General features: G+C 69.0%; 14 protein-coding genes. 10 read left to right on the top strand and 4 right to left on the bottom strand.

Annotation, left to right across the window (positions count from 1 at the left end; all coding sequences use genetic code 11):
• Nucleotides 1-26 precede the first annotated feature (26 nt).
• The 4 genes from mltB to ACRSCF_RS21530 are packed head-to-tail and all read right to left on the bottom strand — an operon-like array spanning nt 27 to nt 5327.
• Nucleotides 27-1223 carry a lytic murein transglycosylase B gene (gene mltB / locus ACRSCF_RS21545; RefSeq protein WP_244386566.1) on the bottom strand — a complete coding sequence of 399 codons (1197 nt, stop codon included), beginning with the start codon at nt 1221-1223 and terminating at the stop codon, nt 27-29.
• The gene (locus ACRSCF_RS21540) at nt 1220-3376 is read right to left on the bottom strand and encodes a transglutaminaseTgpA domain-containing protein (protein ID WP_244386564.1); all 2157 of its coding nucleotides are present in this window, start codon (nt 3374-3376) and stop codon (nt 1220-1222) included. Before ACRSCF_RS21540 ends, mltB begins: the two co-directional genes overlap by 4 nt.
• Nucleotides 3373-4407: a DUF58 domain-containing protein gene (locus tag ACRSCF_RS21535; protein ID WP_016453787.1), complete on the bottom strand. Its 1035-nt coding sequence runs from the start codon at nt 4405-4407 to the stop codon at nt 3373-3375. Before ACRSCF_RS21535 ends, ACRSCF_RS21540 begins: the two co-directional genes overlap by 4 nt.
• Nucleotides 4407-5327: an AAA family ATPase gene (locus ACRSCF_RS21530; RefSeq protein ID WP_016449706.1), complete on the bottom strand. Its 921-nt coding sequence runs from the start codon at nt 5325-5327 to the stop codon at nt 4407-4409. Before ACRSCF_RS21530 ends, ACRSCF_RS21535 begins: the two co-directional genes overlap by 1 nt.
• A 90-nt stretch (nt 5328-5417) precedes the next feature.
• Here ACRSCF_RS21530 and ACRSCF_RS21525 point away from each other — a divergent pair, with 90 nt between their 5' ends.
• The 10 genes from ACRSCF_RS21525 to ACRSCF_RS21480 all read left to right on the top strand — a co-directional run bounded on the left by ACRSCF_RS21525 (nt 5418) and on the right by ACRSCF_RS21480 (nt 18259).
• On the top strand, nt 5418-6323 hold the full coding sequence (locus ACRSCF_RS21525; RefSeq protein WP_017406772.1) for a histone deacetylase family protein: 906 nt from the start codon (nt 5418-5420) through the stop codon (nt 6321-6323).
• A 17-nt stretch (nt 6324-6340) separates the two neighbouring features.
• Nucleotides 6341-7150: an enoyl-CoA hydratase gene (locus ACRSCF_RS21520; protein ID WP_034367662.1), complete on the top strand. Its 810-nt coding sequence runs from the start codon at nt 6341-6343 to the stop codon at nt 7148-7150.
• Nucleotides 7151-7242: 92 nt separating this feature from the next.
• Nucleotides 7243-8532, top strand: a complete 1290-nt coding sequence (locus ACRSCF_RS21515; RefSeq protein ID WP_034367659.1) for a mechanosensitive ion channel family protein — start codon at nt 7243-7245, stop codon at nt 8530-8532.
• Between the two features lie 209 nt (nt 8533-8741).
• Nucleotides 8742-9491, top strand: coding sequence for an electron transfer flavoprotein subunit beta/FixA family protein (locus ACRSCF_RS21510; RefSeq protein WP_046239651.1), 750 nt, complete (start codon nt 8742-8744; stop codon nt 9489-9491).
• A gap of 14 nt (nt 9492-9505) precedes the next feature.
• Nucleotides 9506-10438: an electron transfer flavoprotein subunit alpha/FixB family protein gene (locus ACRSCF_RS21505; protein WP_070080554.1), complete on the top strand. Its 933-nt coding sequence runs from the start codon at nt 9506-9508 to the stop codon at nt 10436-10438.
• Nucleotides 10439-10593: 155 nt separating this feature from the next.
• A complete protein-coding gene (locus ACRSCF_RS21500; RefSeq protein ID WP_016450177.1) occupies nt 10594-11736 on the top strand; it encodes an ABC transporter substrate-binding protein in 1143 nt (380 codons plus the stop codon).
• A 97-nt stretch (nt 11737-11833) separates the two neighbouring features.
• Complete coding sequence (locus ACRSCF_RS21495; protein ID WP_244386562.1) at nt 11834-13624, top strand: acyl-CoA dehydrogenase; 1791 nt, start codon at nt 11834-11836, stop codon at nt 13622-13624.
• A gap of 60 nt (nt 13625-13684) precedes the next feature.
• Entirely contained in the window at nt 13685-14644 is a 960-nt protein-coding gene (locus tag ACRSCF_RS21490; protein ID WP_012204314.1) for an NAD(P)H-dependent flavin oxidoreductase, read from the top strand.
• A gap of 292 nt (nt 14645-14936) precedes the next feature.
• A complete protein-coding gene (cydD, locus tag ACRSCF_RS21485) occupies nt 14937-16577 on the top strand; it encodes a thiol reductant ABC exporter subunit CydD (RefSeq protein WP_016450179.1) in 1641 nt (546 codons plus the stop codon).
• Entirely contained in the window at nt 16574-18259 is a 1686-nt protein-coding gene (locus ACRSCF_RS21480; RefSeq protein ID WP_126311715.1) for an amino acid ABC transporter ATP-binding/permease protein, read from the top strand. The genes cydD and ACRSCF_RS21480 overlap by 4 nt, the downstream gene beginning before the upstream one ends.
• Nucleotides 18260-18286 lie beyond the last annotated feature (27 nt).

The raw sequence follows: 18286 nt of genomic DNA, 5'->3' as shown, positions 1-18286 counted from the left end.
CGCCTCGACGGTTTGGATGGCCTGGATCAGCGGCCCATGGCTGCCGCGACTTCCTGGCCCAGCTCTATCACGGACAGCGCGTAGTAGCTGGACCAGTTGTAGCGCGTGATGGCATAGAAGTTCTCCGTGCCCGCGATGTACAGCGGCTGGCCCTGCGCGCCGTTTTCCAGCTTGACCAGGGCCAGCGGCCCCGGGTGCGCGGCGCCGTCGCCTGGCACCTGCACGCCGCGTGCGGCCATCTCGTCGGCCGTGAACTGGGGAAGGATGTCGGGCGCCAGCAGGGCGGCCAGGTCGGCGCCTTGGGCCTGCATGATCACCGGGTAGTGGGTGGGCATGCCGCTTTTCCAGCCATGCGCGACAAAGTAGTTGGCCACCGAGCCGATGGCATCGGCCGCGCTGCCGAACAGGTCGATGCGGTCGTCGCCGTCAAAGTCCACGGCCCACTTCACCCAGCTGCTGGGCATGAACTGGCCCATGCCCATGGCGCCTGCGTAGCTGCCGCGCAGCGAGAACGGGTCCGTGCCCGCACGGTGGGTGAAGCGCAGGAACTGCTCCAGCTCGCCACGGAAGTACTCGGTGCGCGCCGCAGCGCGCGGGTGGGCGGCAGGGAAGTCGAAGCTCAGCGTGGCCAGGGCGTCCATCACGCGGAAGTTGCCCATCTGCTGGCCGTAGATGGTCTCCACGCCGATGATGCCGACGATGATTTCGGCCGGCACGCCGTACCGCTTTTCGGCACGCGCCAGCGCAGCGGCATTGGCCTGCCAAAAGCGTGTCCCGGCACGTATGCGCACGGGCTCGACAAAGCGGCTGCGGTAGACGCCCCAGTTCTTGGCCGTGCCCTGGACGGCCGGCGTCATCAGGCGCGGCACCTGGGGCAGAAAGCGGGCCTGGGCGACGGTCTCGCGCACCCAGTCCACCGGCAGGTCGTGGCGCATCGCAATGTCGGCGGCCATCTGCATGGCTTGAGGCCGTTCGCCGTAGGGCGTGCTGCCCTGCACGGTCCTTGCCACGGCGGCGCCGCCAGCGGCCGTAGCGGCGGCAGCAGCGGCCGTGCGCTTTTTCGTGGAAGGTTTGGCCGTGGACTTGGTCGTGGCTTTAGCCGAGGTTTTGGCCGTGGCTTGGGCGGCAGGGCTGGCTGCCGGCTTGCCGGCCAGCGCGCCGCAGGGCACGGCCGCGGCCGCGAGCAGCAGCAGGGCGCAGGGGATCAGTCGTTGCTTGGTCATGGTGTGCTTGTCGTGGGACCGGCAGCGGCGGCTTGTGGCCGTGGCTGCGGATTGCGTGGCCAGTCCAGCGCCCGCCATTGGCGTCGCAGGGCGGGCAGGCCGGGGGTGTCGGGTGCGGATGAGGATGGGGATGGGGATGGCCGTGCGTAGCGCTGGCGCTCCATGCCCAGGAGCCAGTCGTGAAGGGCCTGGGCCGCCTTGGCATCGTCCCGGCCCCAGCGGTCCATGACCTGGGCTGCCAGCGCACGTGGAGGCAGGCTGGCGTCGGCGTCCAGGCCGATGCGCCGCAGCCGGGCGCGGGTCCTGTCCATGAGGCGCAGCCATTCGTCGCGGCTGGTGCGCTGGGCGCGGGCCATCCAGGCCAGCCAGGCCAGCGCGGCCACGCCGGCCAGCGCGCCCAGCAGGCGCAGCATGTCCACCCACGAGGGCGATTGCACGCCCAGGTTCTTGAGCAGGTCCAGCTGGCGGCTTTGCGTGTAGTTCAGCACCCACTGGTTCCATCCGTTGTTGACGGCCTCCCACACGGCGCGCATCTGCTGCAGCATGCCCACGCCCACGAAGTTGCCCATGGCTCCGGCGATGGCGCCCTGCGGCGCGCGCAGGCGCTGGAACTCGCCCACGCGCGACGGGGCCACGGCGCCGGTGGGGTCGATGCGCACCCAGCCCTCATCCTCCAGCCACACCTCGGTCCAGGCATGGGCGTCGGCGTTGCGCACGGTCCAGTAGCCGTCGACCGGGTTGCGCTCGCCACCCTGGTAGCCGGTGACGATGCGGGCAGGCACGCCCATGCCGCGCATCAGCACGGCGAAGGCGGAGGCGATGTGCTCGCAGAATCCCTCTTTGCTGTCGAACCAGAAGTCATCGGCCGTGTGCACGCTGTCCACCACGCCGGGCGCCAGCGTGTAGGTGTAGCCGCCCTTGCGCAGGCGCGCCAGCGCGGCCTGCACCCAGGCGCGGGGCGCGGCATCGGCCAGTTGCGGGTCGGCGCGCATCTGCCGGGCCAGCTCCAGCGTGCGCGGGTTGCTGCCTTCGGGCAGCTGGGTGTAGCGGCGCAGGGCGCGCGTGGGCTTGAGCGGGCCGTAGCTGAACTGCACATGGCTTTGGGCGCTGATGCGCACCACGTCGGTGATGGGGCGCCAGGTCAGCCATTGCAGCTGGGGCGTCATGCGGGCGGTGCCCATGCCTGGGGGGAGCTCGGGAGTCCTGGCCGCGGCGTCCAGCAGGGGTAGCCAGGGGCGGCGGCTGGGCTCTATGGTCATCTGGTAGCTCACGCCCTCGCCGGAGACGCGCAACTGCGCGTCCTCCAGAACGGCCTCCGTGTCCATCTGCCATTCCTGTCCGTCAAAGCGAGACAGAACGGGTCCCCGGAAATACAGGGTGTTGGCAGGCGGAGGAGCACCATCGGGCGTATCGAAACGCAGGCGCAGGGCCACGTTTTCGTCCAGCACCAGCGAGGCCATGGAGCCCACGCGCATGTTCTCCGACAGGCCGCTGCGGCCGGCCAGGTCGTTGCCCGGCACGCCCCACAGCGGGGCCATGCGCGGAAAGAACAGGAACAGCGCCACCATCACCGGCGTGCCCCACAGCGCCAGCAGGGCCGCCGTGCGCAGCGCCTGGGTCAGCGGCGGCCGGCCGGCGGTCATGTGGGCATTGACCAGGGCCGTGAGCAGGCCCAGCAGGCCCAGCACCATGGCCAGGGCCAGCAGCAGGGACTGCGAGTAGAAGAAGTTGGCCAGCAGCGCGAAGAAGCCCAGGAAGAACACCACCATGGCGTCGCGCCGGGCGCGCAGCTCCAGTGTCTTGAGCGCCAGCAGCAGCACGATCAGCGTCACGCCCGCATCGCGCCCGACAAAGGTGCCGTGCGAGACCCAGGTGGCGCCCAGGGCCAGCAGCAGCAGTCCGCCCAGCAGCCAGCGGCCGGGCAGGGGCTGGCCGCGCCAGGCCAGCAGGGCGCGCCACAGCAGCAGGCCGGCCACGAAGACCATGGTCCACCAGGGCGTGTGGGCGGCCTGGGGCATCAGCACCCAGGCCACCACGGCCAGCAGGAACAGGGTGTCGCGCGCATCGCGGGGCAGGGCGGCCAGGCGCTGGCGCCAAGTGGCCGCAGGCTGCGCAATGGCTTGGAAGGAGGAGGGCATGGACGTGCGATTCATGGGCAGGCCGCCAGGGCTTCCAGGCAGAGCGTGGCATGGGCCGGGCCCTGGTCGGGGGCGATCTCGCGGCCGTCGGGCAGGCGCAGGCCCCAGGTCAGGTCCTGCTGGCGCGCGGCCAGCACCCAGGCGGTCAGGCGGCTGAGGCGGGCCTCGGGGTCGGCCAGGCCGGTGGCCTTGGCATCCAGCCACAGGCGGTGCTGCTGGGACAGCGGGCGGTCGCGGCTCACCAGCTGGTTGCTGCCCGTGGCAAAGGCCTGTGCAGCCTTTTTCCAGACCACCAGCTTGAGCGGATCGCCGCGACGGTAGGCCCGCACACCGTCGAACTCGTCGCCGTGCCGCGTGGCGGCCGCGCTGCGGCCGCCGGCATCGGCGCTGGCCGGTGGAAGGGGTGGCGGATTGTGCTCGGGCGCCGGGTAGATCCAGGCCTGCGTCTGTGCGCGCCACAGCGCCCAGACGCGGAAGGTGCCCAGCGGATAGCGGGTGGCCGCCGTGATCGTGGGCAGCGGCTGCCGTCCCCGGCGCAGCGGCGTGAAGGCCAACTGTGCCGTGGTGCTGCCCTGTGCCGGTACATCGATCCAGGTCCAGTCGTTGGCCGGGGCATCGCCCTGCACGGCCAGGCCTATGCCCCAGCGCGTGCTGCGGCGGCTGTTGTGCAGCACCACGTCGAAGCGGCAGGGCTGGCCGGCAAAGCTGCCGGCCGGCGGCACCAGGTGCATTGCCAGGCCGCGCAGGTTGCCGTGGCCGACCACCATGCCCGCAGCCGCGCTTCCGGCCAGCAAAAAGGTCAGCAGGTAGCCCAGGTTGAGCTGGTAGTTGATGGCCGCCACCAGCAGCACGCACAGCGTCAGCGCCAGGGCCCAGCCTGCGCGCGAGGGCATGATGTAGACATTGCGCTGGGTCAGCCTGAGGCTGTCGGTGCGCGGCAGGCGGGCATGCCACCACTGGCGCACGCGCCGCGCAGGAGACCAGCGCTGGCGCAGCGATGCCCCCGGCTGGGCGGCGCCGGGCGAGGACGCGGGAGCGGCCGGCATCAGCGCAGCGCCACGGCGTCCAGCATGGCGCGCACCTGCTCCACGGCACCCCGGCCGCTGGAGCCTATGGGCACCAGGCGGTGGGCGGCCGTCTGCGGCAGGATGGCCTGCACATCGTCGGGCGCCACGTAGTCGCGCCCCTCCATCAGGGCCACCGCCCTGGCCGCGCGCAGCAGCGCAATGCCCGCGCGAGGCGACAGGCCCTGCACGAACCACTGGCCCGAGCGCGTCGCCTCCAGCAGGTCCTGCACATAGTCGAGCAAGGCATCGCTGGCATGGACCTGCAGCACGGCGGCCTGCAACTGCTGCAGCTCGTCCGTGGCCAGCAGCGGGAGCAGTGCATCGGCCTGGGCGCGCCGGCCATTGCCGGACAGCAGGGAGCGCTCGGCCGCGCGGTCGGGATAGCCCAGGCTGATGCGCATCAGAAAGCGGTCCAGCTGGCTTTCGGGCAGCGGGAAGGTGCCCAGCTGTTCCTGCGGGTTCTGCGTGGCGATCACGAAGAAGGGCTCGGGCAGGCGGTGCGTGCGGCCTTCGGACGAGACCTGGCGCTCTTCCATGGCTTCGAGCAGGGCGCTCTGTGTCTTGGGGCTGGCGCGGTTGATCTCGTCGGCCAGCAGTACCTGGGCGAAAACGGGACCTGGATGGAAGACGAAGGACTCGCTGCTGCGCTCATAGATGGACACGCCGGTGAGGTCGCTGGGCATGAGGTCGGCCGTGAACTGCACGCGCGAGAACTGCAGCCCGAAGCTGTGCGCCAGCGCATGGGCCAGCGTGGTCTTGCCCACGCCGGGAACGTCTTCCAGCAGCAGGTGTCCCCCCGCCAGCAGGCAGGCCACGCTGTCGCGGACTTGAGCCGGCTTCCCTACAACCACCGTGTTAAGCTGATCCAGAAGCGCCTTGATCTTGTGTGTAGCTTGCATGGCGCGACGTTATCCTAAAAAAAACATCGCGGAGACATCACTGTGGGCAAGACGGGTTATTTCACCCATAGGGAGTGCTGGCGGCATGAGATGGGGCCGGGGCACCCAGAGTGCCCGGCCCGGCTGGACGCCATCGAGGACCGGCTGCTGGTGACCGGCGTGGCCGATGCGCTGGAGCGGCACGAGGCCCCCCAGGCCTCGCTGGCCGACATCGAACTGGCCCATGACCGCATGCATGTGGCCGCGCTGCAAGGCCTGACCCAGCGCCTCATCGAGGAGCAGCAGGCCGGCGGCCCCGAGTACTCCCAGATTGACACCGACACCTCCATCAACAGCCACACCTTCTCGGCCGCGCTGCATGCGGCCGGTGCCGCGCTGGCGGCCACCGATGCGGTGATGGCCGGCGAGCTGGAGAACGCCTTTTGCGCCGTGCGCCCTCCCGGCCACCATGCCACCCGCCACCAGGCCATGGGCTTTTGCTTCTTCAACAACGTGGCCGTGGGCGTGAAGTACGCGCTCAGCCGCCACCACCTCAAGCGCGTGGCCGTGATCGATTTCGACGTGCACCACGGCAATGGCACGGAGGACATCCTCTCCGGCGACGACCGCGTGCTCATGTGCGGCATCTTCCAGCACCCCTTCTATCCCTTCAGCGGCGACCAGCACCCGGCCGCCAACATGGTCAACGTGCCGGTGGCCGCCTATACCAAGGGCATGGACATCCGCGAGATCGTCGAGATGATGTGGATCCCGCGACTGGAGGCCTTCAAGCCCGAGCTGATCTTCATCAGCGCCGGCTTCGACGCCCACCGCGAGGACGACATGGGCCAGCTGGGCATGACCGAGCAGGACTTCACCTGGATCACCTCGCGCATCAAGGACATTGCGCGGCGCTTCTCCAAGGGGCGCATCGTCTCCTGCCTGGAAGGCGGCTACGTGATGGGGCCGCTTGCGCGCAGCGTGGAAGCGCACGTGCGCGTGCTGGCCGACCTCTGAATCCGATCTGGAGCACCATGAACGCGAGCACCCATCCTTCTGAAGCCAGCCCCCTGCTCGACGTGCAGCGCGACGCGCGCGGCGTCGTGCGGCTCACGCTCAACGATCCGCAGCGCTTCAATGCCCTGGGCGAGCAGATGCTCACGCAGCTGCAGCAGGCGCTGGACGATGTGGCGCGTGACGAGTCGGTGCGCGTGGTCGTGCTGGCTGCAGCCGGCAAGGCCTTTTGCGCCGGACACAATCTCAAGGACATGGCGGCCTATCCGCAGCTGGACTACTACCAGAAGCTGTTCGCCCAGTGCAGCCGCATGATGCTGTCCATCCACCGGCTGCCCGTGCCCGTGATTGCGCGCGTGCACGGCATTGCCACGGCGGCGGGCTGTCAGCTCGTGGCCCAGTGCGATCTGGCCGTTGCTGCGCAGGCGGCACGCTTTGCCACCAGTGGCATCCACTATGGCCTGTTCTGTGCCACGCCCAGCGTGCCCTTGGTGCGCAATGTGCCGGCCAAGCAGGCCATGGAGATGCTGCTCACGGGCGACTTCATCGACGCCCAGCAGGCGCTGGAGCAAGGCCTGGTCAACCGCGTGGTGGCCGAGGAGGCGCTGGACGATGCGGTGGAGCACTTCGTGCAGTCCATCGTCAGCAAGCCCCGCGCGGCCGTGGCCATGGGCAAGGCGCTGGTCTACCGCCAGCGCGAGATGGGCATCGAGGCCGCCTACCAGCTGGCCGGCCAGACCATGGCCGCCAACATGATGGATGCCGACGCCCAGGAGGGCGCCCAGGCCTTCGCCGCCAAGCGCGAACCGGCCTGGAAGACGGGCCGCTGACCGACCTGCATGTAGGCCCCGGTCCGGTTGGCCTGTCCTGGATCTGCGCGATGATGGCGGCCTGCGCCCTTGCGGCGGAACGGCCCTGATCCATGGACATCTTCGACAAGCTCATCAACGACTTCCAAAGCTCCAGCGCCTGGCTGGAGTTCTCCGTGCTCATCGGCTGCCTGCTGTTGGCCTACGGCGCCATGCGCGGCCTGCATGCGCGCTACGGCCATCTGAACGATGGAAAGCCCTCCGTATGGATTGGCCGCCATGCGCTCGATGGCGCACTGTTCCCGCTGCTGGCGCTGGTGCTGGTCTTCACCAGCCAGGAGATCCTGGCGCGGTTTTCCACGGTGTTCTGGTTGCGCGTGGCCGTGTCGCTGCTGGTATCCCTGTCGGTGATCCGCTTCGTGGCGCGGGTGCTCAGCCGGACCTTCCCCCACTCCACCGTGGTGCGCCTGATCGAGCGCATCTTCTCCTGGCTGGCCTGGGGCGCGGCCGTGCTGCACAGCATCGGCCTGCTGCCGCAGGTCATGGAGGAGCTGGAGGCCCTGCAGTTCAACATCGGCAAGACGCCGGTCAGCCTGCTCAACCTGATCGAGGGCACGCTGTCGGCGGGGCTGATGATGGTGGCCGTGCTCTGGCTGTCCACGCTGTTCGAGCAGAAGGTCATCAACCAGTGGGTCAGCGACCTGTCCATGCGCAAGGTGGCCATGAACATCACGCGCAGCGTGCTGATCCTGGTGGGCCTGCTGGTCTCGCTGTCCATGGTGGGCGTGGACCTGACGGCGCTGTCCGTCATGGGCGGCGCCATCGGCGTGGGCCTGGGTTTCGGCATGCAGAAGATCGCCTCCAACTACGTCAGCGGCTTTCTGGTGCTGATCGAGCGTGCGCTGCGCATCGGCGACAACGTGCGCGTGGACGGCTTCGAGGGCCGCATCACCGACATCCGCACGCGCTACACCATCATCCGCGCGCTCAACGGCCGCGAATCCATCGTGCCCAACGAGACGCTGATCACCCAGCGTGTGGAGAACCTCACCGGATTCGACGTCAAGTTCGGCCTGTCCACCAACATCGTCGTGGGCATGGACAGCGATGTGGAGCAGGTGCGCGGCATCCTGCTCGAAGCCGCAGCCGCGCAGCCGCGCGTGCTCAAGACGCCCGCGCCTTCGGTGGCTCTGGTCGACTTTGTGGAGCAGGGCCTGCAGTTCAGTCTCAGCTACTACATCAACGACCCGCAAAATGGCCAGGGAAATGTGCGCTCCGAGGTCAATCTCGCCGTGCTGCGCGGCCTGCGTGCCGCAGGCGTGAGCCTGCCGGTCCCCAGGCAGGTGGTACAGATCACCGAACGCGGGGGCGTGGCGGCCCAGGCAGCAGAGAAAAGCAGCTAGGATTATTCCTAGGTGCATACCCTGAGTTCAGGCTGTTCCCCTGCAGGAAATCTCAATGGTCGTGCTTAAAATGGCACGATCGTTCTTTTTTGTGAGCGCGCATGCGGCCCTCGGCCGTCAGGGAAACCTGCCTCAGCTGCTGCAGCGCCGCATACAATGATTTCGGTTTACGTAAACGTCAATCTATCAATCAATCAGGAGCCGCTGCAATGAAGGTTTTGGTCCCGGTCAAGCGCGTGGTGGACTACAACGTGAAGGTCCGCGTGAAGTCGGACGGCACGGGCGTGGACATCGCCAACGTCAAGATGAGCATGAACCCCTTTGACGAAATCGCCGTCGAAGAAGCCGTTCGCCTCAAGGAAAAGGGCGTGGTCACCGAAGTCATCGCCGTCTCCTGCGGCGTGGCCCAGTGCCAGGAAACCCTGCGCACGGCCATGGCCATCGGTGCCGACCGCGGCATCCTGGTGGAGACCACCGAGGAACTGCAGCCCCTGGCCGTCGCCAAGCTGCTCAAGGCCCTGGTGGACAAGGAGCAGCCCGGCCTGATCATCCTGGGCAAGCAGGCCATCGACGACGATGCCAACCAGACCGGCCAGATGCTGGCGGCCCTGGCCGACCTGCCGCAAGCCACCTTCGCCTCCAAGGTCGAAGTCGCTGGCGACAAGGTGAATGTCACGCGTGAAGTGGACGGCGGCCTGGAAACCCTGGCCCTGAGCCTGCCGGCCGTCATCACCACCGACCTGCGCCTGAACGAGCCGCGCTACGTCACGCTGCCCAACATCATGAAGGCCAAGAAAAAGCAGCTGGACACGGTCAAGCCTGAAGAGCTGGGCGTCGATGTCGCCCCGCGCCTGAAGACGCTCAAGGTGGCCGAGCCCGCCAAGCGCGGCGCTGGCGTGAAGGTGCCCGATGTGGCGACCCTGGTCAGCAAGCTCAAGAACGAAGCCAAGGTCATCTAAAGGAATTCGCAGACATGACATCCCTCGTTATTGCAGAACACGACAACGCTTCCATCAAGAGCGCCACGCTGAACACCGTCACTGCGGCCCTGGCCTGCGGCGGCGACGTGCATGTGCTGGTGGCGGGCGAGAATGCCGGCGCCGCCGCGCAGGCCGCGGCCCAGATCGCTGGCGTTGCCAAGGTCATCCACGCCGATGGCGCCAGCCTGAAGGACGGCCTGGCCGAGAACATCGCGGCGCAAGTGCTGGCGATTGCCTCGAACTACAGCCACATCCTGTTCCCCGCCACCGCCAGCGGCAAGAACGCCGCGCCGCGCGTGGCCGCCAAGCTGGACGTGGCCCAGATCAGCGACATCACCAAGGTGGACAGCGCCGACACCTTCGAGCGCCCCATCTACGCGGGCAACGCCATTGCCACGGTGCAAAGCAGCGACAAGATCAAGGTCATCACCGTGCGCGGCACGGGCTTTGACGCAGCGGCCACCACGGGCGGCAGCGCCCAGGTGGAGCAGCTGGCCGCCGCTGGCGACAGCGGCAAGAGCAGCTTCGTGGGCCGTGAAGTGACCAAGAGCGACCGCCCCGAGCTGACGGCCGCCAAGATCATCGTCTCCGGCGGCCGCGCGCTGGGCAGCAGCGAGAAGTTCCAGGAAGTCATCACGCCCCTGGCCGACAAGCTGGGCGCGGCCATCGGCGCTTCGCGCGCTGCGGTGGATGCGGGCTATGCGCCCAACGACCTGCAGGTCGGCCAGACCGGCAAGATCGTCGCTCCGCAGCTGTACATCGCCCTGGGCATCTCGGGCGCCATCCAGCACTTGGCCGGCATGAAGGACTCCAAGGTGATCGTGGCGATCAACAAGGACCCCGAGGCACCGATCTTCTCGGTGGCCGACTACGGCCTGGAGGCCGACCTGTTCCAGGCCGTGCCCGAGCTGGTGCAGGCGCTGTAAGCGACCAAAGCTGAAAAATGAGGGGCACAAGGCCCCTCTTTTTCCGTCACGGATGCCGGGATGGCCCGCTGGTCATGATTCGCGGCAACGACTACAACAACGGCTTTGGCCGCCAGCGGGTGCTGGCAATGGCATGAACCGAGAGGGAGATTGAAATGAAGATGATGCGCTTGCGCCTGGCCCGCACGGCCGTGGCCTTTGTCTGTGGCGCCATGGCGCTGGCCGCCGAGGCCAATGCCTGGGTGGTGGGGCAGGTGGCACCCATGTCGGGAGCCGGTGCGACGCAGGGCCGTGCCTATGCCCAGGGCATGCGCCTGTACTTCGACCAGATCAACAAGGCCGGCGGCGTGCAGGGCCAGCCCGTGCAACTGGTCACGGTGGACGATGTGGGCCATCCCGATGAAACCGTGGACAAGACTCGCAAGCTGCTGGACGAGTCCAAGCCCGTGGTGCTGGCCGGCTACTTCGGCAACCGCAACATGGCTTCGCTGCTGGACAGCAAGCTGCTCGACCAATCCCAGATCTCCCTGGTCGGTTACCAGAGCACGGACACGCGTGTGCTGAGCCATCCCCAGATCTTCAGCACCCGCGCCAACCTGCCCGAGGAAATGGCCAAGATCGCCTCGCACCTGGCCACCGTGGGCATCACGCGCCTGGCCCTGCTGCATGACGAACGCCCGGATGCCAAGGCCGTGGCTGAACTTGTGGACAAGGCGATTGCGCCTTCCAAGGCCAAGCTGGTGGTCAGCGCTTCGCTGAGCACGGGCAAGGGCGCCATGGACAAGGCCGTGTCCCAGTTGCAAAAGGCCCAGCCTTCGGCGCAGGCCGTGATGGTGGTGGCCTCCAGCCCCGTGACCTCGGCCTTCGTCGAGGCGTACCGCATGGCGGGCGGCACGGCCCAGATCTACGCGACATCGGAAGCCGATATCGAGCAACTGGCCAAGCGCCTGCCCGTGGAGTTCATGAGCGGCCTGTCCATTGCCCAGGTCGTGCCCAGTCCCTACAAGGTGACCATGCGGCTGAACAAGGAGTTCAGGGACGCGGCCACCGCTGCCGGCAAGTCGCTGACCGTGCCGGTCAGCTACGCCATGATGGAAGGCTATGTGAACGCCCGCGTCATCGTGGAGGCCATGCGCCGCACCCAGCCGCTGACGCGCGAGAAGCTGGCCGCTTCGCTGCGCGGCCTGGACGCCTTCGATCTGGGCGGCTACTGGGTTACCTATCGTCCGGGCTCGCAGGCGGGCTCGAAATTCGTGGATTTGTCCATCGTCAACGCATCGGGCCGCGTCACGCAATAACGCAGCAATGCAGTAGTGCCGTGGCGGCGCGCCCGCTGTCCCAGGTCGCCGCGCGCTGCGCGCCGGCGGTCCAGGCTCTGTTCAGGAAGGTTCAACAATGACTTACTCGGCTCCCCTCAAAGACATGCTGTTCGCCATGGAGCATCTGGCGCAGATCGACCAGGTGGCGCAGTTGCCCGGTTTCGAGGAGGCTGGCCTGGAGACGGCCCAGGCCGTGCTGGAGGAATGCGCCAAGCTGTGCGAAGGCGTGGTGGCGCCGCTGAACCTGCCGGGCGACGTGTCGCCTTCCAGCCTCAAGGACGGCGTGGTCACCACCACGGCGGGCTTCAAGCAGGCCTTTCGCCAGTACGCCGAAGGCGGCTGGCAGGGCCTGCAGCATCCGCAGGATTTTGGAGGCCAGGGCCTGCCCAAGACGATTGGCGCGGCCTGCGTGGAAATGCTCAACAGCGCCAACCTGAGCTTTGCGCTGTGCCCGCTGCTGACCGACGGCGCCATCGAGGCCCTGCTGACGGCGGGCAGCGATGAGCTCAAGGCCACCTATCTCGAGAAGCTGGTGACCGGCGAGTGGACCGGCACCATGAACCTGACCGAGCCCCAGGCCGGCTCCGACCTGGCCCTGGTGCGCACCAAGGCCGAGCCGCAGCCCGATGGCAGCTACAAGGTCTTCGGCACCAAGATCTTCATCACCTATGGCGAGCACGACATGGCCGAGAACATCGTCCATCTGGTGCTGGCCCGCGTGGCCGGGGCGCCCGAGGGCGTCAAGGGCATCAGCCTGTTCGTGGTGCCCAAGTTCCTGGTCAACAAGGATGGCTCGCTGGGCGCGCGCAACGATGTGCACTGCGTGAGCATCGAGCACAAGATGGGCATCAAGGCCTCGCCCACGGCCGTGCTGCAGTACGGCGACAACGGGGGCGCCATCGGTTACCTGGTGGGCGAGGAAAACCGCGGCCTCGAATACATGTTCATCATGATGAACGCGGCCCGCTACGCCGTGGGCGTGCAGGGCATTGCCGTGGCCGAGCGCTCCTACCAGCATGCCGTGGCCTATGCCCGCGAGCGCGTGCAAAGCCGCCCCGTGGACGGCAGCGTGAAGGCCAGCGCCACCATCATCCACCACCCCGATGTGCGCCGCATGCTCATGACCATGCGCGCCTACACCGAGGGCTGCCGCGCCATGGCGGCCACGGCCGCCGCGGCCTACGACGCAGCCCACCACCATGCCGATGCCCAGGTGCGCGAGGCCAATGCGGCCTTCTATGAATTCATGGTTCCCCTGGTCAAGGGCTACAGCACCGAGATGAGCCTGGAAGTCACCAGCCTGGGCGTTCAGGTGCACGGCGGCATGGGCTTCATCGAGGAGACGGGCGCCGCCCAGTACTACCGCGACGCCAAGATCCTGACCATCTACGAAGGCACGACCGCCATCCAGGCCAATGACCTGGTGGGCCGCAAGACGGCGCGCGATGGCGGCCAGACCGCGCTGGCCATTGCGGGCCAGATCGAGAAGACCGAGGCCGAGCTGGCCGCCAGCGGCACGCCCGAGGCACTGGCCGTGGCCCGCCAGCTGGCCGCCGCGCGGCAGGCCTTCGTGGAGGCGGTGCACTTCGTCTCGGGCCAGGCCAAGGCCGAGCCCAATGCCGTGTACGCCGGCAGCGTTCCCTACCTGATGCTGGCGGGCAACCTCGTCGCAGGCTGGCAGATGGGCCGCGCCCTGCTGGCGGCCGAGCAGCTGTTGCACAAGGGACAGGACGAGGCCTTCATGCGCGCGAAGATTGCGACGGCGCGCTTTTATGCCGAGCACATCCTCGTCAAGGCGGCGGGCCTGCGCGATGCCATCGTGCACGGCGCAGGCAGCGTGATGGCACTGCCCATGGACGCCTTCTGACCCGGCGCTCCCGCAAGGCACAACGCAGACAGAGATACCGAGAACCAACGGAGACAACGCATGTCCAAGCTTCCCCCGGCGCTGAAGAAACTGGCCCTGCCAGTGATCGGCTCGCCGCTGTTCATCATCAGCAACCCCAAGCTCGTGATCGCCCAGTGCCAGGCCGGCATCGTGGGTTCCATGCCCGCGCTCAACGCGCGCCCGGCCGAGCAGCTCGAAGACTGGCTGGCCGAGATCACCGAGACCCTGGCCGCCTGGGACAAGGCCCATCCGGACCGGCCCTCGGCGCCGTTCGCCATCAACCAGATCGTGCACAAGAGCAATGACCGGCTCGAGCACGACATGCAGATGTGCGCCAAGTACAAGGTGCCCATCGTCATCACCAGCCTGGGTGCGCGCGAGGACGTGAACCAGGCCGTGCACAGCTGGGGCGGCGTGGTGCTGCACGACATCATCAACAACAAGTTCGCGCACAAGGCCATCGAAAAGGGGGCCGACGGCCTGATCGCCGTGGCGGCGGGCGCGGGAGGCCATGCGGGTGTCAAGAGCCCGTTCGCGCTGATCCAGGAGATCCGCGAATGGTTCGACGGCCCCGTGGCGCTGTCGGGCTCCATCGCCTCGGGCGGTGCCATCCTCGCGGCCCAGGCCATGGGTGCGGACTTCGCCTATATCGGCTCGGCCTTCATCGCCACGCATGAGGCGCGTGCGCACGACGCCTACAAGCAGGCCATCGTGGACGGCACGTCCGACGACATCGTCTACAGCAACCTGTTCACGGGCGTGCACGGCAACTACCTGGCGCCGTCCATCCGTGCGGCAGGCCTGGACCCCGACAACCTGCCCGAATCGGACCCCAGCAAGATGAACTTCGGCGGCGACGCCAAGAAGGCCTGGAAGGACATCTGGGGCTGCGGCCAGGGCATTGGCGCCATTCGCGAAGTCACGGGTGCGGGCGAGCTGGTGGAGCGTCTCAAGCGTGAATACAACCAGGCGCGCGACCGCCTGCTGTCCACCCCGTAAGGTCGGCAGAGCCCAGGACGGGCTCTTCTCCTACTCTGCCAGACGGCGCCTTCGGGCGCCGTTTTCTTTGGGTATTACCCACGCTGTGCGGGTCCGGTCCTCGAAGTTGTTTGCGCAAAACCCCTTGCGCACGCTTGACTGCTTCACTCGGCTTCCCCCTACGAGCGACTTGCCTGGAGCAAGTTTGTTTAGAATTCTTTGCGTAATTTCAGTAAATACTGAAATTACAGAATAAATGAACAAACCTTGTACCCCGTCATTGCCTGAGTTCCACCAGCTGGCGCGTCGTCCGATGGCGGGTACGGGGCGCCTGGTGCTGGCCTCGCTGCTGTGGCTGCCCCAGGCGGCGCTGCTGGCGCTGGCTGTGCAGTCCATGGCCGATGGCGCGGCCATGGAGCCGCTGTGGCCACTGTGGCAGCTTGCGGCCGGCGTTGCGCTGCTGGGCGGGTTGCGCGCCTGGTGCGATGCCAGCGGCACGCGCCGTGCGAATCTGCAGGCGCGCAGCCTGGTGAGCGCGCTGCGCGCGCAGGTGCTGCGCACGCTGGCGGGCACCTCGCCGCTGGACCGCCAGCGCGCGGCCTCGGGCCAGGCGGCCAGCGCCATGGCCGAGCAGGCCGAGGCCATCGTGCCCTGGCTGTCGCGCTACCAGACCGCCATGTGGCGCGTGCGCACCGTGCCGCTGGTGATTGCGCTGGCCGTGGCCAGCCAGAGCTGGGTGGTGGCGCTGATCCTGGTGGTGGCCGCGCCGCTGATCCCGCTGTTCATGGCCATCGTCGGCTGGCGCGCCAAGGCGGCCAGCCAGGCGCAGATGGTGGAGCTGGGCGGCATGAACGCCTTCCTGCTTGACCGGCTGCGCGGCCTGTCCACCCTGCGCTCCCTGGGCGCGGTGGATGCCACGGCGCAGCGGCTGCGCGCCAATGCCGAATCCCTGCGCGAACGCAGCATGCGCGTGCTGCGCATCGCCTTTCTGTCCTCCGCGGTGCTGGAGCTGTTCTCGGCCCTGGGCGTGGCCATGGTGGCCGTCTACGTGGGCTTTCACCTGCTGGGCCATCTGCCCTTTGGCAGCTGGGGCCAGACACTGAGCCTGGGCCAGGCGCTGTTCGTGCTGCTGCTGGCGCCCAGCTTCTTCGATCCCCTGCGTGAGCTGTCTGCCGTCTGGCACGACCGCGCCAGCGGCGAGGCTGCGCTGCAGGCCCTGGGCGATCTGGGTCGCGATGCGCAGCCGCTGCCGGGCGCACTGGCTGCGCCCGGCAGGGCGGCCGGCCAGGCCTGCGCCCTGCACCTGGAGCAGGTGCGGCCCCAGGCGCCAGGCGGCGCGGTCACGCTGCCGGCGCTCACGCTGGACGTGCGGCCTGGCGAGCATGTGGCGCTGTGGAGCCCCAGCGGCAGCGGAAAGTCGCTGCTGCTGGCGCAGATTGCCGGCCTGCTGCCGGTGGCCGAGCCTGGGCGCATCCATATCGACGGCCAGCTGCTCGACGGCGAATCGGCCGGACGGCTGCGCGCGCGCATGGCCTGGATGGGGCAGAGCCCCCATGTGTTCGCCGGCTCGGTGGGCGAAAACCTCCGGCTGGGCCGCCCGGGATTCACCTTCGGCGAACTGCGCCAGGCCTTGCGGCTGGCCGGTCTGGGCAAGCTGGCCGAGGCCCGTGCCGGCGCCACGCTGGGCGAGGGCGGAGCCGGCCTGTCGGGCGGGGAGATCGTGCGCCTGGCCCTGGCGCGCCTGGCCCTGTCGCGCGATGCAGGCCTGCTGCTGGTCGATGAACCCACGGCCCACCTGGACCCGGCCACGGCCGCCCAGGTCACCGATGCCCTGCTGCAACTGGCGCGCGGGCGCACGCTGATCGTCGCCACCCACGATGCCGAGCTGGCCGCCGCCATGCACCGCGTGGTGGAGCTGGCGGGCCATGCCGCCCCGCAGGAGCTGGCCGCATGAAGCCCCGCTCCACCCTCCGGCCCGTGCTTGCCGCCCTGGCGCGCATGGCGCCCCGCCGCCTGTGGCTGGGCGGCGCGCTGCTGGCCCTGCTCACGGTGCTCATGGGCATGGCGCTGCTGGGCCTGTCGGGCTGGTTCATCACGGCCACGGCGCTGGCCGGGCTGGTGCCGGCCACGGCCATCGTCTTCGACGTCTTCATGCCCTCGGCCGGTATCCGCCTGCTGGCCCTGGGCCGCACGGGCACCCGCTATGCCGAACGGCTGGTCACCCATGACGCCACCCTGGCCGTGCTGGCCGCCCTGCGCGAGCGGCTGCTGCGCAGCTGGGCCACTCCCGCCGCCGCCCTGAGCCTGCGCCTGCGGCCCGCGCGCCTGCTGCAGCGGCTGACGGCCGACGTGGATGCGCTGGACAGCCTGTACCTGCGCCTGTTCGTCCCCTTGCTGGCCGCCACCGGTGCCACGCTGGTGGCCGCCCTGGCGCTGGGCCTGATGCGCTGGTGGCTGGGCCTGGCCTTGGCTGCGTGGCTGCTGGCCACGGGCCTGGGCAGCGCCCTGTGGCTGGCCCGCAGTGCGCGCCGGCCCGCCGTGCGCCGCGCGCTGGCGCTGGAGTCCCTGCGCGCCCGCACGGCCGACCTGGTGGCCGGGCAGGCGGAGCTGGCCATGGCCGGCACCCTGGCCGCGCATTGCGAACGCATTGCCGCCCTGGACGCCCGCGTGGCCGAGGCCGACGCCGCACTCCACGGCTTGGAGGCCCGAACCTCCTTCGTGCAGGGCCTGTGCGGCGCCCTGGCCCTGGCCGGTGTGCTGCTGGGCGTGGGCTGGCTGGCCGAGGCCGGCCTGCTGGGCGCCCCCGTGGCCGCGCTGGCCCTGTTGCTGGCGCTGACGGCCATGGAGCCCTTTGCCGCGTTGCGCCGTGGCGCGCTGGAGGCCGGCCGCAGCTGGCTGGCCGCGCGCCGGCTGGCGCCTGCCCTGCGCGACGGCGCTGCGCAAGGCGCCTGCGAACCGGCGGCGCCCAGACAGGGCTTGGCGGTTGAGCTGGAGCAGGTCGTGGCACCCCGTGCCGCCGTGCTGGCCCAGGACATCCGTATCGCCGAGGGCGAGCGTGTCGCCCTGCTGGGCGCCAGCGGCGCGGGCAAGACCACGCTGCTGTCCCTGATGGCCGGCGAGCTCCAGCCGCTGGCCGGCGCCGTGCGTGCCCGGCGCTGCACCTGGATGACGCAGCGCACCGAACTGTTCGAGGACAGCCTGCGCGACAACCTTTTGCTGGCCTGCCCCCAGGCCGCCGAGGACACGCTGTGGGCGGCGCTGGAAGTCGCCGGGCTGGCCGGCGATGTGCGGGCCATGGCGCAGGGTCTGGACACGCGGCTGGGCGAGGGCGGGCTGGGCCTGTCCGGCGGCCAGGCACGGCGCCTGGCGCTGGCGCGGCTGCTGCTGAGCCCCGCGCGCTGCTGGCTGCTGGACGAAGTGACCGAGGGCCTGGATGCACGCACGGCCGCCGACCTGCTGGTGCGGCTGGACAGTGCAGCCCGGGGCCGCACCCTGGTGCTGGCCACGCACAAGCTGCGGGAGGCGCAACTGGCCGACCGGCTGCTGTGGGTGGAGCAGGGCCGAGTGGTGTCCGAGGCGCTGCGCGGCACACCGCCGTTCGAGGCGGCCCTGGCGCGCCTGCGGCAGGACGGCTGATCAAGGATTTCACCAAGTACCCCCGAG

Source organism: Delftia sp. 11MD, assembly GCF_050907895.1.
GTDB lineage: Bacteria > Pseudomonadota > Gammaproteobacteria > Burkholderiales > Burkholderiaceae_C > Comamonas > Comamonas tsuruhatensis.
Note: the sequence above shows the minus strand (reverse complement) of the source record. Positions and strands in the feature narration are given on the sequence as shown.